This window comes from Kitasatospora sp. NPDC004614 (genome assembly GCF_042873675.1).
In the GTDB taxonomy this organism is placed as follows: domain Bacteria; phylum Actinomycetota; class Actinomycetes; order Streptomycetales; family Streptomycetaceae; genus Kitasatospora.
Map to the genome: position 1 here is coordinate 1 of NZ_JBIALR010000011.1, position 18517 is coordinate 18517.

Annotated in this window: 22 protein-coding genes; 9 read left to right on the forward strand and 13 right to left on the reverse strand. The window is 72.3% G+C overall.

Going from position 1 to position 18517, the window contains the following annotated elements; genetic code table 11:
* Window positions 1-97: 97 nt before the first annotated feature.
* The 3 genes from ACFYST_RS22340 to ACFYST_RS22350 all read right to left on the reverse strand — a co-directional run bounded on the left by ACFYST_RS22340 (window position 98) and on the right by ACFYST_RS22350 (window position 2394).
* Complete coding sequence (locus tag ACFYST_RS22340) at window positions 98-976, reverse strand: aminoglycoside phosphotransferase family protein (RefSeq protein WP_387864809.1); 879 nt, start codon at window positions 974-976, stop codon at window positions 98-100.
* 31 nt (window positions 977-1007) lie between these two features.
* Window positions 1008-1649 carry an HNH endonuclease family protein gene (locus ACFYST_RS22345; RefSeq protein WP_387864811.1) on the reverse strand — a complete coding sequence of 214 codons (642 nt, stop codon included), beginning with the start codon at window positions 1647-1649 and terminating at the stop codon, window positions 1008-1010.
* 250 nt (window positions 1650-1899) lie between these two features.
* On the reverse strand, window positions 1900-2394 hold the full coding sequence (locus ACFYST_RS22350) for an Lrp/AsnC family transcriptional regulator (RefSeq protein ID WP_387864814.1): 495 nt from the start codon (window positions 2392-2394) through the stop codon (window positions 1900-1902).
* Window positions 2395-2499: 105 nt separating this feature from the next.
* On the opposite strand from ACFYST_RS22350, the gene ACFYST_RS22355 reads away from it, so the two are divergent.
* The 4 genes from ACFYST_RS22355 (at window position 2500) to ACFYST_RS22370 (ending at window position 6166) form a co-directional block, all read left to right on the forward strand.
* Window positions 2500-3804, forward strand: a complete 1305-nt coding sequence (locus tag ACFYST_RS22355) for an APC family permease (protein WP_387864816.1) — start codon at window positions 2500-2502, stop codon at window positions 3802-3804.
* Between the two features lie 166 nt (window positions 3805-3970).
* On the forward strand, window positions 3971-4720 hold the full coding sequence (locus ACFYST_RS22360) for a hypothetical protein (protein WP_387864819.1): 750 nt from the start codon (window positions 3971-3973) through the stop codon (window positions 4718-4720).
* 51 nt (window positions 4721-4771) lie between these two features.
* Window positions 4772-5539 carry a transposase gene (locus ACFYST_RS22365; protein WP_387864821.1) on the forward strand — a complete coding sequence of 256 codons (768 nt, stop codon included), beginning with the start codon at window positions 4772-4774 and terminating at the stop codon, window positions 5537-5539.
* A gap of 336 nt (window positions 5540-5875) precedes the next feature.
* On the forward strand, window positions 5876-6166 hold the full coding sequence (locus ACFYST_RS22370; protein ID WP_387641728.1) for a transposase: 291 nt from the start codon (window positions 5876-5878) through the stop codon (window positions 6164-6166).
* 63 nt (window positions 6167-6229) lie between these two features.
* Here ACFYST_RS22370 and ACFYST_RS22375 read toward each other — a convergent pair whose 3' ends face one another.
* A complete protein-coding gene (locus ACFYST_RS22375; RefSeq protein WP_387865119.1) occupies window positions 6230-6436 on the reverse strand; it encodes a DUF2199 domain-containing protein in 207 nt (68 codons plus the stop codon).
* A 426-nt stretch (window positions 6437-6862) separates the two neighbouring features.
* Here ACFYST_RS22375 and ACFYST_RS22380 point away from each other — a divergent pair, with 426 nt between their 5' ends.
* The 3 genes from ACFYST_RS22380 to ACFYST_RS22390 all read left to right on the forward strand — a co-directional run bounded on the left by ACFYST_RS22380 (window position 6863) and on the right by ACFYST_RS22390 (window position 9554).
* Window positions 6863-7330 (forward strand): hypothetical protein, encoded by a 468-nt coding sequence (locus ACFYST_RS22380; RefSeq protein ID WP_387641726.1) that lies wholly within the window; start codon window positions 6863-6865, stop codon window positions 7328-7330.
* Window positions 7331-7678: 348 nt separating this feature from the next.
* Complete coding sequence (locus ACFYST_RS22385; RefSeq protein ID WP_387641723.1) at window positions 7679-8425, forward strand: hypothetical protein; 747 nt, start codon at window positions 7679-7681, stop codon at window positions 8423-8425.
* A gap of 208 nt (window positions 8426-8633) precedes the next feature.
* Entirely contained in the window at window positions 8634-9554 is a 921-nt protein-coding gene (locus ACFYST_RS22390) for an aldo/keto reductase (protein ID WP_387864823.1), read from the forward strand.
* A gap of 332 nt (window positions 9555-9886) precedes the next feature.
* Here the strand turns inward: ACFYST_RS22390 and ACFYST_RS22395 are convergent, their stop codons facing one another.
* A complete protein-coding gene (locus ACFYST_RS22395; protein WP_387864824.1) occupies window positions 9887-10090 on the reverse strand; it encodes a hypothetical protein in 204 nt (67 codons plus the stop codon).
* Between the two features lie 66 nt (window positions 10091-10156).
* Between ACFYST_RS22395 and ACFYST_RS22400 the strand changes: the two genes are divergently transcribed.
* Entirely contained in the window at window positions 10157-10543 is a 387-nt protein-coding gene (locus ACFYST_RS22400; RefSeq protein ID WP_387641715.1) for a hypothetical protein, read from the forward strand.
* A gap of 60 nt (window positions 10544-10603) precedes the next feature.
* Here the strand turns inward: ACFYST_RS22400 and ACFYST_RS22405 are convergent, their stop codons facing one another.
* The 6 genes from ACFYST_RS22405 to ACFYST_RS22430 form a co-directional block, all read right to left on the reverse strand.
* Complete coding sequence (locus ACFYST_RS22405) at window positions 10604-12019, reverse strand: glycoside hydrolase family 6 protein (protein WP_387864826.1); 1416 nt, start codon at window positions 12017-12019, stop codon at window positions 10604-10606.
* A gap of 528 nt (window positions 12020-12547) precedes the next feature.
* Window positions 12548-13009 carry a hypothetical protein gene (locus tag ACFYST_RS22410; RefSeq protein WP_387864829.1) on the reverse strand — a complete coding sequence of 154 codons (462 nt, stop codon included), beginning with the start codon at window positions 13007-13009 and terminating at the stop codon, window positions 12548-12550.
* Complete coding sequence (locus tag ACFYST_RS22415) at window positions 13006-13395, reverse strand: MarR family winged helix-turn-helix transcriptional regulator (protein ID WP_387641704.1); 390 nt, start codon at window positions 13393-13395, stop codon at window positions 13006-13008. The genes ACFYST_RS22410 and ACFYST_RS22415 overlap by 4 nt, the downstream gene beginning before the upstream one ends.
* A 41-nt stretch (window positions 13396-13436) precedes the next feature.
* Window positions 13437-13655 carry a hypothetical protein gene (locus ACFYST_RS22420; protein WP_387864832.1) on the reverse strand — a complete coding sequence of 73 codons (219 nt, stop codon included), beginning with the start codon at window positions 13653-13655 and terminating at the stop codon, window positions 13437-13439.
* Window positions 13656-13719: 64 nt separating this feature from the next.
* On the reverse strand, window positions 13720-14028 hold the full coding sequence (locus ACFYST_RS22425) for a hypothetical protein (RefSeq protein ID WP_387864834.1): 309 nt from the start codon (window positions 14026-14028) through the stop codon (window positions 13720-13722).
* Window positions 14029-14071: 43 nt separating this feature from the next.
* Complete coding sequence (locus ACFYST_RS22430; protein ID WP_387864837.1) at window positions 14072-14569, reverse strand: hypothetical protein; 498 nt, start codon at window positions 14567-14569, stop codon at window positions 14072-14074.
* 130 nt (window positions 14570-14699) lie between these two features.
* On the opposite strand from ACFYST_RS22430, the gene ACFYST_RS22435 reads away from it, so the two are divergent.
* Window positions 14700-15359 carry a DUF6193 family natural product biosynthesis protein gene (locus ACFYST_RS22435; RefSeq protein WP_387641696.1) on the forward strand — a complete coding sequence of 220 codons (660 nt, stop codon included), beginning with the start codon at window positions 14700-14702 and terminating at the stop codon, window positions 15357-15359.
* A 7-nt stretch (window positions 15360-15366) separates the two neighbouring features.
* Here the strand turns inward: ACFYST_RS22435 and ACFYST_RS22440 are convergent, their stop codons facing one another.
* A complete protein-coding gene (locus tag ACFYST_RS22440; protein WP_387641693.1) occupies window positions 15367-16647 on the reverse strand; it encodes an SUKH-4 family immunity protein in 1281 nt (426 codons plus the stop codon).
* Between the two features lie 58 nt (window positions 16648-16705).
* Window positions 16706-18514 (reverse strand): ATP-binding protein, encoded by a 1809-nt coding sequence (locus ACFYST_RS22445; protein WP_387641691.1) that lies wholly within the window; start codon window positions 18512-18514, stop codon window positions 16706-16708.
* Window positions 18515-18517 lie beyond the last annotated feature (3 nt).

Consider the following 18517-nt stretch of genomic DNA (forward strand, 5'->3'; position numbering starts at 1 on the left):
GTGGAAGGCCTCGTACTGGGTGTACTTGGTCTTTCGCCCGGTGCGGCGAGAGTGCGTGCCAGGCGTTGTGGGGCAGGCGGGGGTTTGAAGACAGGTCCTAGGCCAGCACCTCGCGGAGGGTGCGCTCGCCGACGCCGCGCATCAGCGGGTTGTCCGCCGAGTGGGAGAGGAACACCAGCGCCAGCGCGAGCGCCCACCCGCGGGCCCGCTCCCAGGTGGCGTCCTCGGCCCGGCCGTACGCCTGTCGGAAACCGTCTCGCTCTTCCTCGGTGAACAGCATCCACGCCACCGACAGGTCGGTCGCGGGATCGCCGCCGGTGAGGTCGCCGAAGTCGATCACGGCGCTGATCCGGCCCTGGTGGACCAGGATGTTGGCCGGATGCAGGTCCCCGTGCAGCCACAGCGGCGGCCCGTCCCACACGGGCACGGCCGCGGCGGCCTCCCAGATCGCCAACGCGGCGGCGCGGTCGGCCGGTTCGAGGTGCGCCAGCGCGGCCCGGACGCCCTCGGCGCGCCCGGCCAGCGGGATCCCGCGGAACGCGTTGACTGGCGCCTCCGGCGGCGCCGGGGTGTGCAGCGCGGCGAGAAAACCGCCGAGCGCGGTCGCGGCCTCCCAAGGGGCATCGAACTCCGCCGGCGCCGCGATCCGCCCGGGCAGGAACGGCACCACGCTCCAGGACCACGGGTACTCGTCCGTCGGCCGCCCGACCCGCACCGGCGCGGGCACGGGCAGCGGCAGCCGTCCGGCCAACTCCGGCAGCCAGCGCTGCTCGTGCGCGACCAGCCCGGCCGCCGCCGCGCGCCGCGGCAGCCGAACGAGGAGGTCCTCGCCGAGCCGGCACACCAGGTTGTCCCACCCGTTGGCCAGCACCTCGACCGGCAGCCCCGCCAGCTCGGGGTGCTGCGCGTCGAGCAGCCGGCGCACCAGCTCGACGGAGACGGAGACCTCGGCGGCGGGCATGCGGTGAGCTGTCACACCGGAAACCCTACGGCGGCGGCTCGAGCTGTCAGCAGCCCGCCAGGACGTTGGTCAGGGCCGTCTTCTCGGCGGTGTCGACGGACAGGCCGTAGTAGTACTTCACCTGCACCCAGGCGCGGACATAGGTGCAGCGGTAGGAGGTGACGGGCGGCAGCCACTCGGCCGGGTCCTTGTCGCCCTTGGAGCGGTTGGTGCTGGCGCTGACGGCGACGAGCTGGGGGCGGGTGACGTCGTTGGCGAAGGCCTGGCGCTGGGCGGTGGTCCAGGCGGAGGCGCCGGAGTCCCAGGCCTCGGCGAGCGGGACGACGTGGTCGATGTCCAGGCCGGAGGCCGAGGTTATGGTGACGCCGTCGTACGGGGAGACCCAGGTGCCGGAGGTGGCGGCGCAGCTCGCGTCGGTGACCACGTTGGAGCCGTCGCGCTTGAGGACCGTCTCGCGGGTGTTGCAGGTGCCGGAGATGGTGATCCAGGTGGGGAAGAGGTCGCGGCTGTAGCCGGTGCGGTCCTCGGCCTTGACGGTGAGTTGGGCCAGGTAGCCGCGAGCGGTGGCGGCGGAGACCGGGGTGGGCAGCGCGGCTTGGGCGGTGCCGGCGTTGACCGTGAGGACACCGGTGGCGAGGGCCGCGGTGGCGGCGAGGGTGGCGAAGCGGCTGAGGAAACGATTCGTCACGGCGGGGAGCTCCTGAACTCGGCGGGGTGTGGTGCCGAGTCAGCGTGGCAGCCCGCGGTCTATGCGGGTAGATGCTCCGTCGTGAAGATTGCATTACCGTCTGATGGCCATATCAGCGGCTGATGTGAAGGTTCATCATCAACGGCCGGACGCACCCCTGCCGGGCCAACTCACCGCCCGCGCACGGCCGGACCGGTTCACCGCCCGCGCGCGGCCGGGCCAACTCACCGCCCGCGCACGGCCCGACCGCTCACCGCCCGCGCGCGGCCGGCCAGCGGTCGAGCGGGAGCGGGCCCCGGGAGCGGATGGTGCGGATCGCGAAGGTGGAACGGGCGTCCCGGATCGGACCGATCGCCAGGATCTCGTCCAGCAGCACCAGTTCGTAGGTGGCCAGGTCCGGCACGGCGATCTCCACCAGGAAGTCCGCCTCCCCGGAGACCACATGGCACGCCACCACGGCCGGAATCTCGGTCAGCGCCTGCTCGATCTGCCGCGAGGTCTCCCGCGAGTGCTGGTCGACCCGCAGCGAGACGAACACCGTCAGCCCCAACCCGACGCGCTCCCGGTCGAGTTCCGCCCGGTACCCGGCGATCACCCCGTCCGTTTCCAGCGCCTTCGTGCGGCGCAGCGCGGAGGACGGGGAGAGCCGGACGGCCTCGGCGAGATCGACGTTGGCGGTGCGGCCGTGGCGCTGGAGGTGCTCCAGGATGGCACGGTCGATGCGGTCGTACTGCTGGCTCGGCATGCCGTGCACCCTAATCGTCTTCACGCGGCAGATCCTGCCGTTTCGAGCACTCCGCACGGCGAAATTCGCCAGCGCGTGCCGCGCGATCGGGGCCACAATCGCCGCATGTCCGAGAAGACCACCGAAAGCCGTCACTCCCACCTGTCCACCGCCGCCGCGTCCGCGCTGTACATCGGGGCCCTGCTGGGCCCTAGCCTGCTGCTCCTCCCGGGGCTGGCCGCCCGCGCCGCCGGCCCCGCCTCACTACTGGTCTGGCTGGCCCTGCTGGTGCTGTCCGGGTTGATAGCCGTCGTGTTCTGCGCCCTCGGCACGCAGGTCGGTTCGACCGGCGGCGTCGCCGGGTACACCGCCGCCGGCCTCGGCGAACGAGCGGGCCGGGCGGCCGCCTGGTGCTTCCTCGCCGGCGTGGTGGCGGGCGCGCCGGTGGTCTCCCTGATCGGCGGCAGCTACGCGGCGGCGGCGCTCGGCATGGGCGAGTCGGCGGCGGTACCGGCGGCGCTCGTACTGCTCGGACTGGTGCTGACGGTCCGACTGGTCGGGGTGCGCACCGGCGCGAAGCTCCAACTGGTGCTGGTGGCCGCCCTGGTGGCCCTGGTGCTCTTCGCCATGCTCGGCTCCGCACCGCACGCCCGGGCCGCCAACTGGACGCCGTTCCTGCCGCACGGCTGGGCGGGCGTGGCCCGCGCCGCACCGCCGCTGATGTTCGCCTTCGTCGGCTGGGAGGCCGCCGCCTCGCTCACCACCCGCCTGCGCGACCCGCGCCGACAGCTCCGCCTGGTGGTACTGATCGCCTTCGTGGTGACGTCCCTGCTCTGCCTCGGCCTGGGCGCAGCCACCGTCGGGGTACTCGGCCCGGACGCGGGCGGCGCCGTCCCGCTTGCCGACCTGATGCGCGCCGCGATCGGCGACAGCGGCCGAATCCTCGCCGTCGGCGCGGCACTTGTCCTCACCCTCGCCGCCACCAACACCTACCTGACCGGCGCCGCCGAACTCACCGACGCCCTCCTCCCGCCCACCCCCACCCCCAGCCGCCGCGGCTCCTACGCCGTGGTCGCGACCACCGCCCTGACCGGCGGCCCGCTGATCGCCCTGGTCGGCTCGGGCGTCCTGTCGACCGACCAACTGGTGGCCGTACCGACCGCGCTCTTCCTCTCCGTCTACCTGACCTGCACGGCCTCCGCGATCCGAATCCTCAACGGACTCCCCCGACTTGCCGCCATGGTCTGCTGCCCCGCCGTCCTCGCCCTGGTCCTCGGCACCGGCTGGCCGGTCCTCGCCGTCGCCGCGGTCGCCCTCCTGGCAGCAACCCTCCCGGGGCGCGGTTCGATCTCCGCTACGCAGGACGCCCACCGGAACGAGCCCGAACTCACGGAAGGGAACGTGGTCCTGGCCTCGCACAACAGCCACTGAACCAACGGTGACGGCCACGCACACACCGCGCGGCCGTCCCACCCTCTCGGCGCCGCACCCACCTCCACACCTCGCCTGCCTGCTCACCCACTTACTAAGGGCTGTCCCGCTACTCCCACGGACCGGCAGCCGAGAGGTGTCGGTGGAGCCTGAGACACTCTGGTCCGTGCTGATCAAGGGATACGACTACGGGCCGCTGGTTGCGGGTGAGCGGCTGCTTGAGCGCGCCGGGTTCTGGTCCAATCACCTGCTGGCCATGTGCCGATTCACCTCGGGTGGGACCCGGCCGGAACCCGAGTGGTTCGGGGACGACGGCGCGGACACGGACGCCCTGGCCGAGGTCCTCCTGGACGACCAAGCCTGGCCGGCGTTTCGCATCCCGTTCCAAGGCGGTCACAGCGCTGTCGTCGTCTATCGGAACCTCATTGGTGACTCCGGGATCGACTACGTACTGACCCAAGCGGATTGGCCTCGGACGGAGGACCTGTCCAGCTTTGACGGCGACTGGTACGGCCCGGGCCTGTCCTGGCGCGACATCGTGAACATCGCAAAAACGCCGGACCTGACTGCACCCGGCGTCCATGACACCGCGGCCAGGCTCCTGCTTCTGCTGCCGCTGCTCGCCGACGACTATCTGCCGCCGGCAGCGCCCGCTCGGGTGAGCGCCGCTCTCACAGCCGTCGGAGCACCCGAGGACTCTGCCCAGGACACGGCTGACCATCTCCTTCGGAACAGGCGGCCTGCAGCCAGTCGCCGTGGTGGTGCCGGCTCCCCTCTGAGCGGCGGCAGCCACCGACACACTGAGCCGGACTCGGATGAGTCGGCCGTGTTGTGGACACTCAACCTGACTCGATCCCAGAGCGATGCTCTCGCCGACGCCCTGGGAAGTAGGCCTCGGCCGGGGCCAGCGTCTTGAGTGCCGCGAGCTGGCTCCAGGAGCAGTGATCACGGCTGGGATGATCTCGCCATGGCTGGTGTGATCACGGCGTCGGAACCGTCATGGATAGCCCCCTTCACGGGGCTGAGCCCGCGCGACTTCCGCAAGCTCATGGCAGTGCTCCGCCGAGAGGGCGCTGACACCGTGCGGCCGGGCCGGCCTTGGAGTCTTCCGCTGGAGGACCGGGTCCTTCTGGTCGCGGCCTACTGGCGGACCAACCTGACGCTGCGGCAGCTCGCACCACTGTTCGGCGTGTCCAAGTCGGCGGCCGACCACATCATCGACCACGTCGGCCCCCTCCTTGCGCTCAGGCCCCGGCGGCGGTTCCACAAGGACACCGTGCTGATCGTCGATGGCACCCTCGTCCCCACCCGCGACCACACCATCGCGGAGAAGTCGAAGAACTACAGCTACTCCACCAACCATCAGGTCGTCGTCGACGCCCACACCCGCCTGGTCGTCGCGGTGGGCACCCCCGTCCCGGGCAACCGCAACGACTGCAAGGCCTGGGTCGAGTCCGGCGCCAAGGCTGCTATCGGCCGGACCATCACCATCGCCGACGGCGGCTATCCCGGGACCGGTCTCGTGATCCCGCACCGCCGGCCCAAGGACGGCGAGCTCACCGAATGGCAGATCGAGCACAACCGCGACCACAAGCGGGTCCGGGCCCGCGTCGAGCACGTCTTCGCCCGGATGAAGACATGGAAGATCCTTCGCGACTGCCGTCTCAAGGGCGATGGCGTCCACTACGCCATGCTCGGCATCGCCCGCCTTCACAACCTCATCCAGGCCACGTAGACAGATCCCGCCGACGGGCGGATCACACCATCCGGACCCGTCCGAGATCAATTACGGGACGGCCCTTAGCCGTTGCTCTATCGAGCTTGGTGATCGTGCGTTCGAGTCTGCCGACTCGGTCGGGTGATCCTCTGGTCGGCAGGGCGTGAAAGTGGGGCCTCCCGCACAGCTCGTGGGTGTCGAATCCAGCCGAGCAACAGGAGGCCCCCGGTGTCGCAGTCTTCCGTGTCCGCGCCGTTGCCGTCCAACTCCGCACCTCTGTCGTGCGATTGCCTCGCTCACCGGTTCGGGAACGCCGGGGACCGGCGGCACAGGCGTCCGAGGTACCCCTAGGACATGACCGACGCGGAGTGGGCCGTCGTGCGCGACGCGATGCCCGTGCCCGCCTGGCTGGAGGGCCGGGGCGGGCAGCCGGAGGGCGACTGCCACCGGCAACTGGTCGGCGCGGTGCGCTACCTGGTCGCGGGCGGCATCGCCTGGAGGGCGGTGCCCGCGGACTTCCCCGTATGGGACCGCGTCTACGCGTTCTTCCGGCGCTGGCGGGACAAGGGCCTGGTCGCCGAGTTCCACGACCGGCGGGCCGTGATCCGGAGCCGGTCGCCGGGATCATCGACGCGCAGTCGGTGAAAGGATCACCCGGACCGCCGCGCGGCATCATCTCCGACATGTCCCTTCCCTGGCCGGTCGCGGTCAGGAACCGTCGTTGGTGGAGTGGAGAACGGCCTCAGCGATCTCGCGCACGCGATCCCGGGTGATGCCGGCCCTCTGTTCGACGGTGAGGGGATGGTCAGTCGGTTCGAGCTCGATGAGGGGACGCTGACCGATGGGCTTGGTGTGGAGGTTGGTCTTCAGGTTGACGGTGCTGGGCGCATAGATGGGAAGTACGGCTTCTCGGATTCACGCCCTGAAATGTCCCAGAGGTCTGCGGCGCGATGGCACCGTCCAAGCGCGCGGTGACGTGGCTGCGGAAGAACCGGGTACTGCTGCCGGGCGTCTCGGTACGGCAGGTGTCCGAAGCGCGTACGGCGGCCGAGCGGCGCCTGTACGAGGCGGCGGCCCGCGCGAACTGCCGGGCCGGTCCAGGCCGGGGCTGCCGAGGGCGAGCACGCCGTTCCAGCAGACCAAAGGGGCTTATCTGATCGCACATGCAGCTTCAAGCCCGCGCCGTCGGCCGCTTCGGCCTTCGTTCCGGCCATTCAGGTTGCTGCGGGGGTGACAGGTTGCCCCAAACTGCCGACAGTGGCAGGTGTCCGGAGGCCCTCGGGAGCTTGCCGGGCAGACCCAGTGTCATCAGTGATATCACCTACGACAAATGGGGCTCTTATGCGGAATTCGTTCACTCTCCGCGGTCGCGGCAAAGCACTGACTGTGCTGTGTACCGGCGCGGTGCTCGGTGGGCTGGCCATGACCCAGCCCGCTCAGGCAGCATCAGCCGAGACCTGTCGGACGCTGAGCGCGACGGTCAACAACTCGGCCGGGCAGGCCGGCGGACACGTCCAGGGGACCTTCTGCATCAACACCAGCACGTACAGCGCGTATCTGCACTCCGGCTACTACAACTACGTGGAGGACTACCAGGCGGACGGGGTGGCCGCACGCGCCTACGTTTCACATGGCGGGTTCACCAATGGCCCGCTCGGCACGGACAGCACCTCCACCTCAGGGGGCACACAGCTGGACGCCTGGGATTCGACCGGTTCGGGCTCTTCGCTGAGGCTGTATGTCTGCCTCGGCACCGCATTCCCCGGTAGTGCCGGAGCCCGATGCGCCTCCAGCAGCATGTCCGCATAACCCCGCCGCGGCGTGCGGCCCCTCCTTCCGGGATCGGCGAGGGGCCCAGGACCCCCGGGAACGGCGCGGGGCCGCCACAGACTCGGTGGCAGCCCCGTGCGCGTTGCTCACAACACCCCGGGGCCGAGACGCCCCGACGCGGGGACTCCAGCGCCATGCGGTTTGCCTCGCAAAGACGGCGAACGAGCACCTCGGCTTCATTGCGGACCAGGGCCCGTCGGCCCAGGTCAGCGAAGAAGCGGCCGCACAATGGACCCCGCTCCCGCGATGCCGTCGAAACCTTGAGCACCGCGGCTTCCCACCGGCCCGGACGGGATTCGTGTCAGAAGTCCGGTCTAGGTTTGGCCCGTGAATCACAGCACCTCCAAGGCCGGGGCGCCCCGCGAGCCTGGCTTGCCGCCCTACCAAGCAGTCCTGGCGGAGACTGATTGGGGTTCGCTCGAGACGGCTTTCGGGAACGGCGAGTGCCTTCCCGAAGTCCTGGCGCGGTTGCTGGAGCCTGATCCCAAGGTGCAGGTCACCGCGCTGTCGGAACTGAGTGAGCTGGTCGGCCATCAGAACACCATCTACGAGGCCACCGCCCCCGTCGCCATGTATGTCGCCGGCATCCTCGCCCACCCGGCGGCCATGACCCTCCGGCCGTATCGCAAGGTCCCCGTCCGCGCGACCTTGTTGAACTGGTTGGCCTCCACGGCCTACGACGCCTCCGACGAGATTGTCGACCGCATCGAGCAGTACTCCCCTGGCTTCCTCACCCCCGGCCCCACGCTGGCGGCCTTCCGGGACCTGCGCCCGATGCTCTATCGAGCCGTCGCGCCCTTCCTGCAGGACAGTCACGAGGACGTGCGCGAAGCCGCCGGCCTCGCCGCGCTCGTACTCGCCGAACACCCCGCGCTCGCCCAGCACCGCGATCACCTCGCCGTGCACGCGCGCCGCATCCTGGACACCGGCAGCAGCGCCCCTGACCGGCGCGTTGCCTGGAAGGCGCTCGAAGCATGGGGCCACGACGTCACCGACATTGAACCTCTTCGGGAGGAGCCCTGGGACTGCGGGCCACACAGCGACGGATGCGGCGATCTCGAACCTCCCTTCTGACGGACAGGCGGACGGTCCACCGGCCCAAAGATGTGCGGCCGCCGCCCAACCCCCGCGCCTCCCCGGCTGCTATAATTCCGAACGTCAACTGAGCCTTCTCGGCGCGGATTCCGATCCGCCGGGGAGGCTTTTTTCATGCCCGGAGCCGGCCCACGCCGCCCCGGCTGCCGCGTTCACCCCTTCCCAACTGCCAAGGGAGACCCCTGCCATGAACCCACGACCGACCACCGCACCCGCCATCTCCACCACCTCCAGCACCTGGCGACTCGGCGACCGAACCGTCAACCGCCTCGGTTTCGGCGCGATGCGTCTGACCGGCACCGCGCCGTTCCACCACGGCGTGCCGCGCGACCGTGAGCGGTCGATCGGTGTGCTCCGGCGGGCGGTCGAGCTGGGGGTGAATCACATCGACACCGCCGCGTTCTACTTCTCGGCGACGCGCTCCGCCAACGAGTTGATCAACCGGGCGCTGGCGCCCTACCCGGACGAGTTGGTCATCAGCACAAAGGTGTGGCCGGGCCGCGACCCGTCCGGCGCGTGGTGGTGGGCCTCCCCGGAGCAGCTGCGCGGCCAGGTCGAGGAGAACCTGCGTCAACTCGGCCGCGACCACCTGGATGTGGTGAACCTGCGGGTGCCGCCGAGCCGCCGGACCGGTTCGATCGGCGAGCATTTCGGTGCCCTGGCCGAGCTGCGCGACGCCGGGCTGGTTCGTCACCTCGGCGTCTCCCACGTCACCGCTGAGCAACTGGCCGAGGCGCGGGCCATCGCGCCGGTGGTCTGCGTGCAGAACCCGTTCGGGATCGGCGCGCCCCACGAGGACCGGGCACTGCTGCGGCTCTGCGGCCAACTCGGCATCGCCTTCGTGCCGTTCTTCACGATCGCCGGTGCGAGGCACGAGTCGGGCCCGGCCGCCGAGGAGCACGAGGAGGTACGCGCCGTCGCCCGCGCGCACGGCGTGTCCGTCGCCCAGGTCCGGCTCGCCTGGACCTTGCAGCAGGGGCCGCACGTGCTGGCGATCCCCGGAACCGGCGACCCGGACCACCTCACGGAGAACATGGCGTCCGGCGCCCTGCAACTCTCGGCCGACCAACTCGAACTCCTCAACTCCATTAATCCAGAGTCGAACTGACGGACCGTCATCGCTCGGGCATTCCGCCCGGAACGGGGAGTGGTTCACCGCCCCGTGGGGTTTGGGCGGGGTCGGGCAGTGCCAGGGTCTCGACAGCCGGAGGATCTGGCCATGGACCCTGCCCCGGGCACGTTCCCGCCGCCCGCCCCGCCGCTCCCCTACCTGCCGTGGCCACCACCACACCCATATCCGCACCCGCCCCCCTGGCACTGCCCGACCCCGAGCCCAAGCCCCACGCCCAGCCCCACACCCTCACCGACACCAACGCCAACACCACCTCCCACCCCCACGGAGACGACGGCCGCCCCGGCACCGCACGCGCCGACGCCCCGTCAGTCCCCGCACGCCAAACCGAAGCCGGCCTCGCACGCACCGACCCCGGCCCCGGCCGCTGTCGACGCTCCCCCGCCGGCCGCCGTCCAGCCGCGTCCGACCCTCACGCCGTCGACCGCGGTCGCCGCGCCACCGCCGGCGGCCGCGCCGGCCGCCCCGGCGGCGATCGAGCCGTCGGTGTGGGCGACCGTGCTGATGCTCACCGTCCTGCTGCCGGCGGCGCTCGCCGCGTTGGCCGGGCAGCATCTCGCGTTCTCCAGGAGGAACCGTTGAATCCCTCTCCGCTGCTCGGCGCGCTGGCCGCGATGACGCTGGCCGTCGGCTCCCTCGTGATCGCGCACCGGCTCCGCCCGCGGACGCCGGAGGGCGAGACGCCTCCGGACCCGCACCCGGCGCTGGGCGCGATCGGCTCCGGACTGCTCTCCGGGTTCACCCTGCTGACGGGGTTCCTGATCGCCACCGGGTGGGCTGCCCACAGCACCGGCATCGTCCCGCCGGACGGTCTGTACCTGGCGGACCTGGCGGCGGGCGGCGCGGTGCTGCTGTACCCGTCGCTGGCGGGTCTGCCGTTCACGCCCCGGTACGTGACGGCGGTGTGCCTGTTCGGCCTGCTGGTCGGCTACGTGATGGTGACGGCCGTCCAACTCCGGCCCTGAGCAGGGGAATCCCGCCCCGCCGGGCCCAGGGGGCGGGAGGGCCGGCGGGGCGGAACGGGCTCACGCGGTGGTGCAGGCGGCGCCGTTCAGGGTGAAGGCGCTCGGAGCGGTGTTGCCGCTGCCGTAGGTGGCCTGGAGCCCGAAGGCGGTGGACGCGCCGGCCGCCAGGGTGCCGTTGTAGCCCAGGTCGGTGGCGGTCACGGCGGCCCCGCTCTGGGTGACGGTGGCGTTCCAGGCGCTGGTGACCTTCTGGTCGCCCGGGAACGTCCAACCGAGCGTCCAGCCGGAGATGGTGGCGGTGCCGGTGTTCTTCACGGTGATGTCGGCGGTGAAGCCCCCGCTCCACGAGTTGGCCCGGTACGCGACCGAGCACGACGCCCCACCACTCGGCGGCTGCGACGTCGGCGGCTGCGACGTAGGCGGCTGGGAGCTGGGCGACGGACCGCTCGGGTCGGCCGCGTTCACCGCCAACTGGTAGGCGATGTCGGGCACGAAGGTACCGGCGGCGGCCGCGCAGCCGTCCGCCTCGCCCGGGGGCTTGACCCACAGGAAGGCGTCGACCGCGCCGTCCCCCGTGCTGGCCGTCGGGTAGTTGCCGATGGCGCGGCCGGACGGATCGCACCAGGTGCTGCCGGCCGGGCCGTTGCCGTTGCGGCTGGTGTCGATGACGGCGTGCAGGTTGCCGGGGTTGCCGAGCGCGGCGAGCACGTTGTGGGCGAAGGTGCTCTCCCCGGCCGTGGTGTTGAAGTTCGAGACGTTGGTGAAGAACCCGTCGGCGTTGAGCACGCCCGCGCCGCGCAGCCGGTTGGCCTGTTCGGCGGCGGAGTTCCAGGTGGAGTGCCCGCCGTCCAGGTACACCTTGGCGGCGGGGCTGGCGGCGTGGATGGTGGAGACGGCGCGCGCCAGCGAAGCGAAGCGGTCGTTCTGCTGCTGGGCGGTGAGGCAGGTGGTGAGCGCGATCGAGTCCGGTTCGAGGATCACCACGGAGCGCGAACTGCCCAGGCCCGCCGCGAACTTGCCGACCCAGGCGTCGTACGAGGCGAGGTCGGGCGCGCCGCCGGCGGACGCGCCGCCGCAGTCCCGGTTGGGGATGGCGTAGGCGACCAGTACGGGGGTCTGGCCGGCCTGCTCGGCGGCGGCGGTGACGGCGCGGACATCGGAAGTGACAGTCGTGGGGCGGTAGTTGCTGAACCAGATGCCCTGCGGCTGGCTGGCGACCCGCTTGGAGATCACCGGCGTACGGGAGTCGCCGGGGTTGGTGGCCACCCACTTGACGGCCTGGGACGCCGGGTCCCGGTAGAACTGGGTACCGGCGGGCAGACTGCCCTGCGCGGCAGCGTCGGCGCCGCTCTGCACGCCGGCCACCAGCCCGAACGCGGTGGCCGTGGCGGCCAGCGCGAGCGCGGCGGCACGGCGGGTGGGACGAGGGACGGTGCGGCGGGTGGGGCGAGGGACGGTGCGGTCGGGGATGTGCACGATGTCCTCCGGGGTGCTTGCCGGGGCAGGAGCGTGGGAGCGCTCCCGCAACGCGTCCGGCCGATGGTAGCCCCTCCAGGCGGGCCCGGCACCTCCCGAACTCCTTTTCCAGAAGCGCCTGTTGGCGCCTCCGCACCTGCTCCCACCTGCACCCGCGCCGGCCGTTCGGGGCCGCCGTGGAGAGCCCCGTCCGCGTGTAAGTTTCCCGGCCCGGACGTCGCGTACCGTTGGTCCGCGACGTACGAAGACCTGGGGAGGGCGACGATGCCCATGGTGGGGCGGGCGGTCTGGAACTCGGCGCTGGCGGCGCTGATCGCACCCGCAAACGCCGCTCCCCCGCCCGCGGTTGACACTCCCGACAGCCCGATGCCACTTGCGGTGGGGACTTGATCGGCCCTGGCCCCGGGGATCCTCGGCAGCCAGGCGGCCCATGTGCCGTTGGCCTTCGACAGCGAGCCGGTGCCCCCGGTGGGTGAATACGTGTACGCCGTGGACTATGGCACCTCGGGCTCGCTGAGGAGCGCCCACTCACCCACCGGCTTGCCGCCAGGGGAACGGAGCGAGGTCCGGCTCGACCCAGCCGGTCCTGGCCGGGTCGCTTGCCAGCGTCGAGGACCGGTAGAAGCGGGTGAGCAGCTTCTTGTCGAGCAGCGCGGGGTACTGGCCGGCGAAGGCGTCGAAGTCGGCCGTGTCCGCCTGCCCGGCGTGGTGGCCCACCAGTTCCACCCAGGCCCGACTGACGGTGGCGTTGTACTTCTGCGGGGCCCCCGCGTAACGGGCGGCGCGCCGGATGCCGTCGCTGACCAGGTCGACCGCCGTACTGGTGCCGTGGCGTCGGACGGCCAGCCAGGTCAGTTGGACGTGCTGGCGGTGCCCGAACCGCTCGGCGGTCGCCATCACCTCCCCCATCAGCTCGGCGAACGGCGAGGACTCCTTCTCTGTGCCGTTCGCGCCGGGGCCGGAGTGCGGACCGTGGTGGTGCGTGGTCATGAGCCCTCCTTGGCCAGCGCGTCCAGGACGGCGTGGAAGCCGGCGACTGCTTCGGCGGGCAGGCCGTCCAGCGCGCGATTCTCGATGCCGGTCAGGGTCCGGGTGATGACGACGGCCGCCGCGCGCCCGGAGTCGGTCAGCTCGATGAGCACCGAGCGGCGGTCGCCGGCGCGCGTGCCTCGGGTGATGTGGCCGCGGCGTTCCAGCCGATCCAGCACACCGGTGAGCGTCGTGGGGCGGGTGCCGACCGCGGCCCCCAACTGGGAGACGGTACGGCCCTGGCCGTCGGCGAGGTTGGCCAGTGCGTTGATCTCGGAGGCGGTCAGGTCGAGGTCGACGAGTTCGGTGGCGATCAGGTGCAAGGTGGCATGGGTCGCACGCTGCAAGGCCAGCAGCGCGGACCGACCCGGTGATACGGATTCGGACTTCACGGTTTCGGATAGTACGATATCGGAATACTTGACGGCAAGACGCTCCGATGCGATCTGCACGCCTTCGTCGCGGCATCCGCCGCCAGGGTGGCGGCCTCCGGCGCGGTGATCTCCCCGGTGGAGGTGTCGACCTGCCCGGCGGCCTCCTCCAGCACCACCTGCAGCGCAGCCGCGCGCTTCGGGCCGGCCCGCTCCACCTTCGGCGGGGTCTTCAACCTCGCCTTCGCACTCTCCCGCTCCAGCCGCGCCTGCCGCCCTTCGGCCGCGGCGCGGACCGCCTCAGCTCATCGGGCGGAGCATGTCGGAGAGCCTGGACAGATGCGCGCGATCCCGCTCCGTGTCCCAGCCGAATTCCGCCGCTCTTGCACCCCGCAGCTCGTCCACGACGGCCAGGAGCCACCCGGCGACCTCCGCGCGCTTCGGCTGGTCGAGGGTGGAGAAATCGACGCCGATCGAGCTCGCATACCGCTGGTACTCGTCGCGAACCGCAGGTGCGAGGCGCTCCATGGCCAGCTCACAAATGGTGTGCCAGCCGTACGAATTGGTGAACCAGTCCTCGCCGTCTTCCGACGTCACGATCGCGGACATCGCCGCCCTCCCCGGACGATCGCTCCATTCAGCACCCCGGCGGTCAGGAGTCGGCGCCTTTCCGGAACCGCTTCGCGAGCACCGGGTCCGACTCCCACCACAGGCCGTTCCCGTCACTCGCCTCCGCACCGGCCGCGGCCTCGCGCAGGGGGCGGAGTTCGGGCTCGCCCTCGGCGCGCACCCGGAACATCAGGCCGGGGACCAGGAAGAACACCGCGCCGAGCACGAGGAGGGACGCCGCCGCGAAGACCGGGGGAACGGCGGTTCCGGCCAGGACGGGCAGGAGGAGTGCGACGCGGAGTCCGGTCCCTCGGGCGGTGACCAGGAAGTCCCGGTCTTCCGCCACCTCCACGGTCACCGTGTTGGAGCTGGTGCGGTCCTTCCCCGTGACCTGCACCTGGTGGGTGCCGACCGTCGCCGGGAACCGCGCGCTCTCCCCCTGCCGGACCTGGCCGACCTTGGCCCCGTCGACGACGACGATGAAGTTTCCCGCCCGGCCGATCCCCGGCTGCTCCGCGCGCACCACGATGGTCCCGGTCATCAGCCAGCCCCCCCCCCTCGTTCTGATGATCATGTGTGAAACCGCGCCAGAGGATAGCGCCCGGCCGGCACGGGCAACAACTGCCCGGCCGGCCAGGGACGTTCACACCCGCGTCCCTACACTGCACGCCATGACCGACGCATCCACCACCGCGGGCCTCGGCCCCATTCTCGACCGGATCGCCGCCGGCCTGGGGCTGTCGCTGCCCGAGCCGGAGAGGTTCAGCCACCTCTACGCCAACTTCCACGACGCGGAGACCGGCGACCGGGCGTCGATCCGCGACTGGACGCCGGGCGCGGGGCCGACCGTCTCGCTGGCCCGCGCGAACATCATGCTCGCCAACGGACACGCCCCGGACCTCGCGGCGGCGGTGCCTGCGGTCGTGGCCTGGCTGGCGGGCGCCGAGCTGGCGGCGGTGCGGGAGATCGCACCGTTCCTGGTCGTCCACGACTGGGCGTTCGCGCACGAGCGCGAGCCGCTGGACGCGACGGAGCTGGCCTGGCAGCAGCGGATGGGCCGGTTCGACACCCAGCCTCCCCACTACCAACCGCCGGGCTACCGGGCGATGTTCGAGGCGGCGTTCGCCGAGCCGCGACTGCGCCGGCTGACACCGGTGACCAGTCATTTCACGCTGTGGTTCTCCGTCACGGAGTACCCGCATCAGCGGGTCGGGCAGACGGCCATCGAGCCCCTGCGCGACGGTACCTTCCTGGTCCGCGACGCGGGCCCGGCCGCCACCGCCGAGGAGGCCGTCGCGCTCGCGGTGGCGACCCTGCCGCCGGGGTACTGACGAAAGATCAGAGCAGGCCGTCCCACAGCTGCTCGACGATGACGGCCCACCAGTTCTCGGGGTCGCCGAACACCGTGCCGTCGAGCGCGGCCAGTTCACGCTGGAAGGCGTCCACGGCGAGGCCGGCGGCCTGCGGGTCGAGGCCGCGCAGGGCGGGGTGGCGGGTGGCGAGCAGGGACAGGCAGCGCAGGTACGCGGCGAGGTCGGTGTTGAGGTAGCGGCCGGTGCCGGTGTCGGGGTCAACGGCCCAGATCCGGCCGATGCCCGCTCCGGTGCCGGTGCCGCCGTCGCCGCACTGGACGGCGATCAGTGCGTGGCCGTCGTCGCCGAGGACCAGGTAGTCGGCGAGCAGGGAACGGGTCCGCTCGGGGACGCGGGCGCCCCGGCCGGTCGCGGCGAGGTGGTCGGCGACGGAGGGCAGCCCGGGCAGGTGGCGGAAGAACGACGGGACCTCGGTGGGCAGTCCGGCCTCGGCCAACGTGGCCGCGGTGGCAGCGGGGGCGGGGCCGGCGACGCGGTGGATCCGCTCGGCGCCGAACTGCGCGTCCAGCCGGGCGCCGAGTTCGCGGTCGCTCTCAACAGCCGCCGCGGGCACGGCGCGGGGGAAGGGGATCCGGTTGGGACGCGGCGGCGCGGGGCGCCCGGCCCGGCGGAAGGTGTCCTCGGTGGCGTCGGTGAGCTCGCGGACGCCGGCGGCCCGGCGGTCGTAGCGCGGACCGTAGGCGTGGCCGAAGTCGAAGGTGGCGTTGGGGAGTTCGGCGAGCAGCACGGGGGCGCAGTAGCCGCCGGGCAGTTCGCAGGGCCGCAGGTCGGTGTAGACGGACAGCACGTCCTCGGGGCGGACGCCCTGCTGCTGGAGGGTGCGCCAGGCGCGGACCTCGGGGTGGCCGGCGCCGGGGGTGGAGAGCTGGAACAGGCTCTGCTCCTCGCCGGCGGCGTCCCGGTAGGTGAGGACGACGGAGGTGCCGGGGCCGACCACCGGCGGGCGGGACGGGTCGTAGCTGCCCGCGCCGAGCTTGTCGCGGTAGAGCTGGACAACCTCGTCGACGGGCACCGACGGCCAGTGGGTGAGTTCGCCGGTCTCCCGGTCGACGACGGCGCAGGCGGTGCCGATCTCGGCGGGGGCGCGGCGTTCGCCGACGGGCCGGTCGGGTTCGGCGTCGGGGATCGGCCAGAGCACCCAGCCGAGGTCGAACTCGTGCACGCCGATCCGGTGCCACTGGTCCTCGGGCCGGGCACCGTTGATCCACTGGTGGGCCGCCTCGATGGCCTGCTCACGGGTCGTCACGCGGTCGTTCTCCTTCGGAGCCGGTTGGTCGGTGTTCACAGTAGTGGACGAGTGCCGGTCACCGACCGGCCGGTCGCAGGGCGGCGATGCCGTGCGCGTCGGCGATCAGCAGCAGGCCGTCGGGGGTGAGGTCGGCGCCGGCCAGTGGTGCGGCGGACAGGAACGCGGCGATCGGCCCGATGGCGCTGCCGTCGGCGGGGTCGCGCTGCCAGAGCCGGACGTAGTCGCCCCCGATGCTGAGCGCGAGGGTGCCGGCGGCGCGCTGGTCGTCGTCGGGGCGGGCGAGTTGCCCGGGGTCGGTGTGGTCGATCTCGCCGGTACGGGCGTCGTAGGCCGTCAACTCGGGCTGATGGCCGGGTCGGTGGGCGACCAGCAGGTGGTTGCCGTCGGGGCGGACGGCGGCGGTGACGGCGCCGACGCCGGTGAGCGGCCGGGCCCACAGGGTGTGCCAGGGCACGTCCAGGCCGGTGGTGTCGACGCCGGGGAGGCCGTCCTGGCGGGCGGCGTGGTCGAGCAGTGCGGCGCGCAGTTCGACGTCGAGTTCCTGGCGGGTGAACAGCGGGGCGAGGCGCAGCCAGGTGCGGCCGAGCGGTGGCAGCGCGGCAGCGTCGAGGCGGTCGACGGCGGCGCGCAGCCGGTGCTGTTCGGCGTGCAGCAGGAAGCCGGGGTCGGTGAGGAGTTGGTCGAGCAGGCCGCCGTGCAGGGCGTGTCCGGCGAGTTGTTCGCGGACGTAGCGGGGGGCGTCGGCCCAGCGCTGCGGCCGGTCGCCGTCGAGGGTGGCGAGCAGGGCGGTGGCGATCCGGCGGTGGACTTCGCGGGCGGTGCGGCCGAGGCGTTCGCGGATTTCGTCGGCGACGGCGGGGTGGACGATGCGGGCGCCGGGTCTGCCGTTGTCGGTGGTGGCGAGGTCGAAGAACGGGAGCAGCAGGTCTCGGCCGGCGGCGAGGGCGGGGCCGAGGTCCTTGCCGGCGACGGCGGACGCGACGGGCGCCCACAGCTCGAACGGCAGGGGTTCGCCGGGTCCGGCGAGGGCGAGCGGGGCGAGCAGGCGGCGCAGGGTCAGTTCGTCGGCGCCGCAGCGTTCGGCGTGCAGGTCGAGGGCGTCGCCGGCGCTGCGGGGCAGGGGCAGCGGGCCGGTGGGGTGGGCCTGGACGGACCAGCCGGCCAGCCGGACCACCAGCGGGCTGTCGGCGACGGCGGCCAGCTGGCGGGCCACGACGGGGTCGGGGACGGCGAGTTCGGCCTGCCGGAGCAGGGCGTCGGGGTCGCGCCACGGGTCCTGGTCGAGGTCGAGGATCCGCACCTGGCCGTCGGGGACGTCCTCGGCGAGCCGGGCGGCCTCGGTGCGGGGCAGGTCGGCGAGCAGGCGGACGCCGGGGTTGAGGGCGAGCGGCAGCAGCACCTCGCTGGTGACCTTGGCGGGCTCGTCGGTGCCGGTCAGCGTGCCGGCCCGGTCGATGTCGGCGAGGACCACGGTCTGCGGCTGCTGGGGGGTGCCGATTCCGGCGAGCACGGCGGGCAGCTGGTCCGCTCGGTCGGTGCCGGGGGCGAACCGGTCGGCGAGCAGCCAGCGCAGTTGGACGGCCTTCAGGCCGGTGGCGTCGAGGACGGGGGGTGCGGGCTGGTCGGCGGGCGGGACGGTGGACGGGTCGAGGGCGTCGGTGTCGATGAGGGCGCGGTGTGCGGGGTCGCAGAGCATCAGGAAGGCGGTGAGCAGCCGGGTGCGGCCGCTGCCGCTGTCGCCGGTGATCAGCACCGTGCGCGGCGCGTCGGCCGTGCCGGACCGCCAGGCCGCCAGGGTGCGCAGCGCTGCCGCCCGGCCGCCGAGGTGCGGGTGGGGCTGGTGGGCGACGGTGGTGTCGGTCACGTC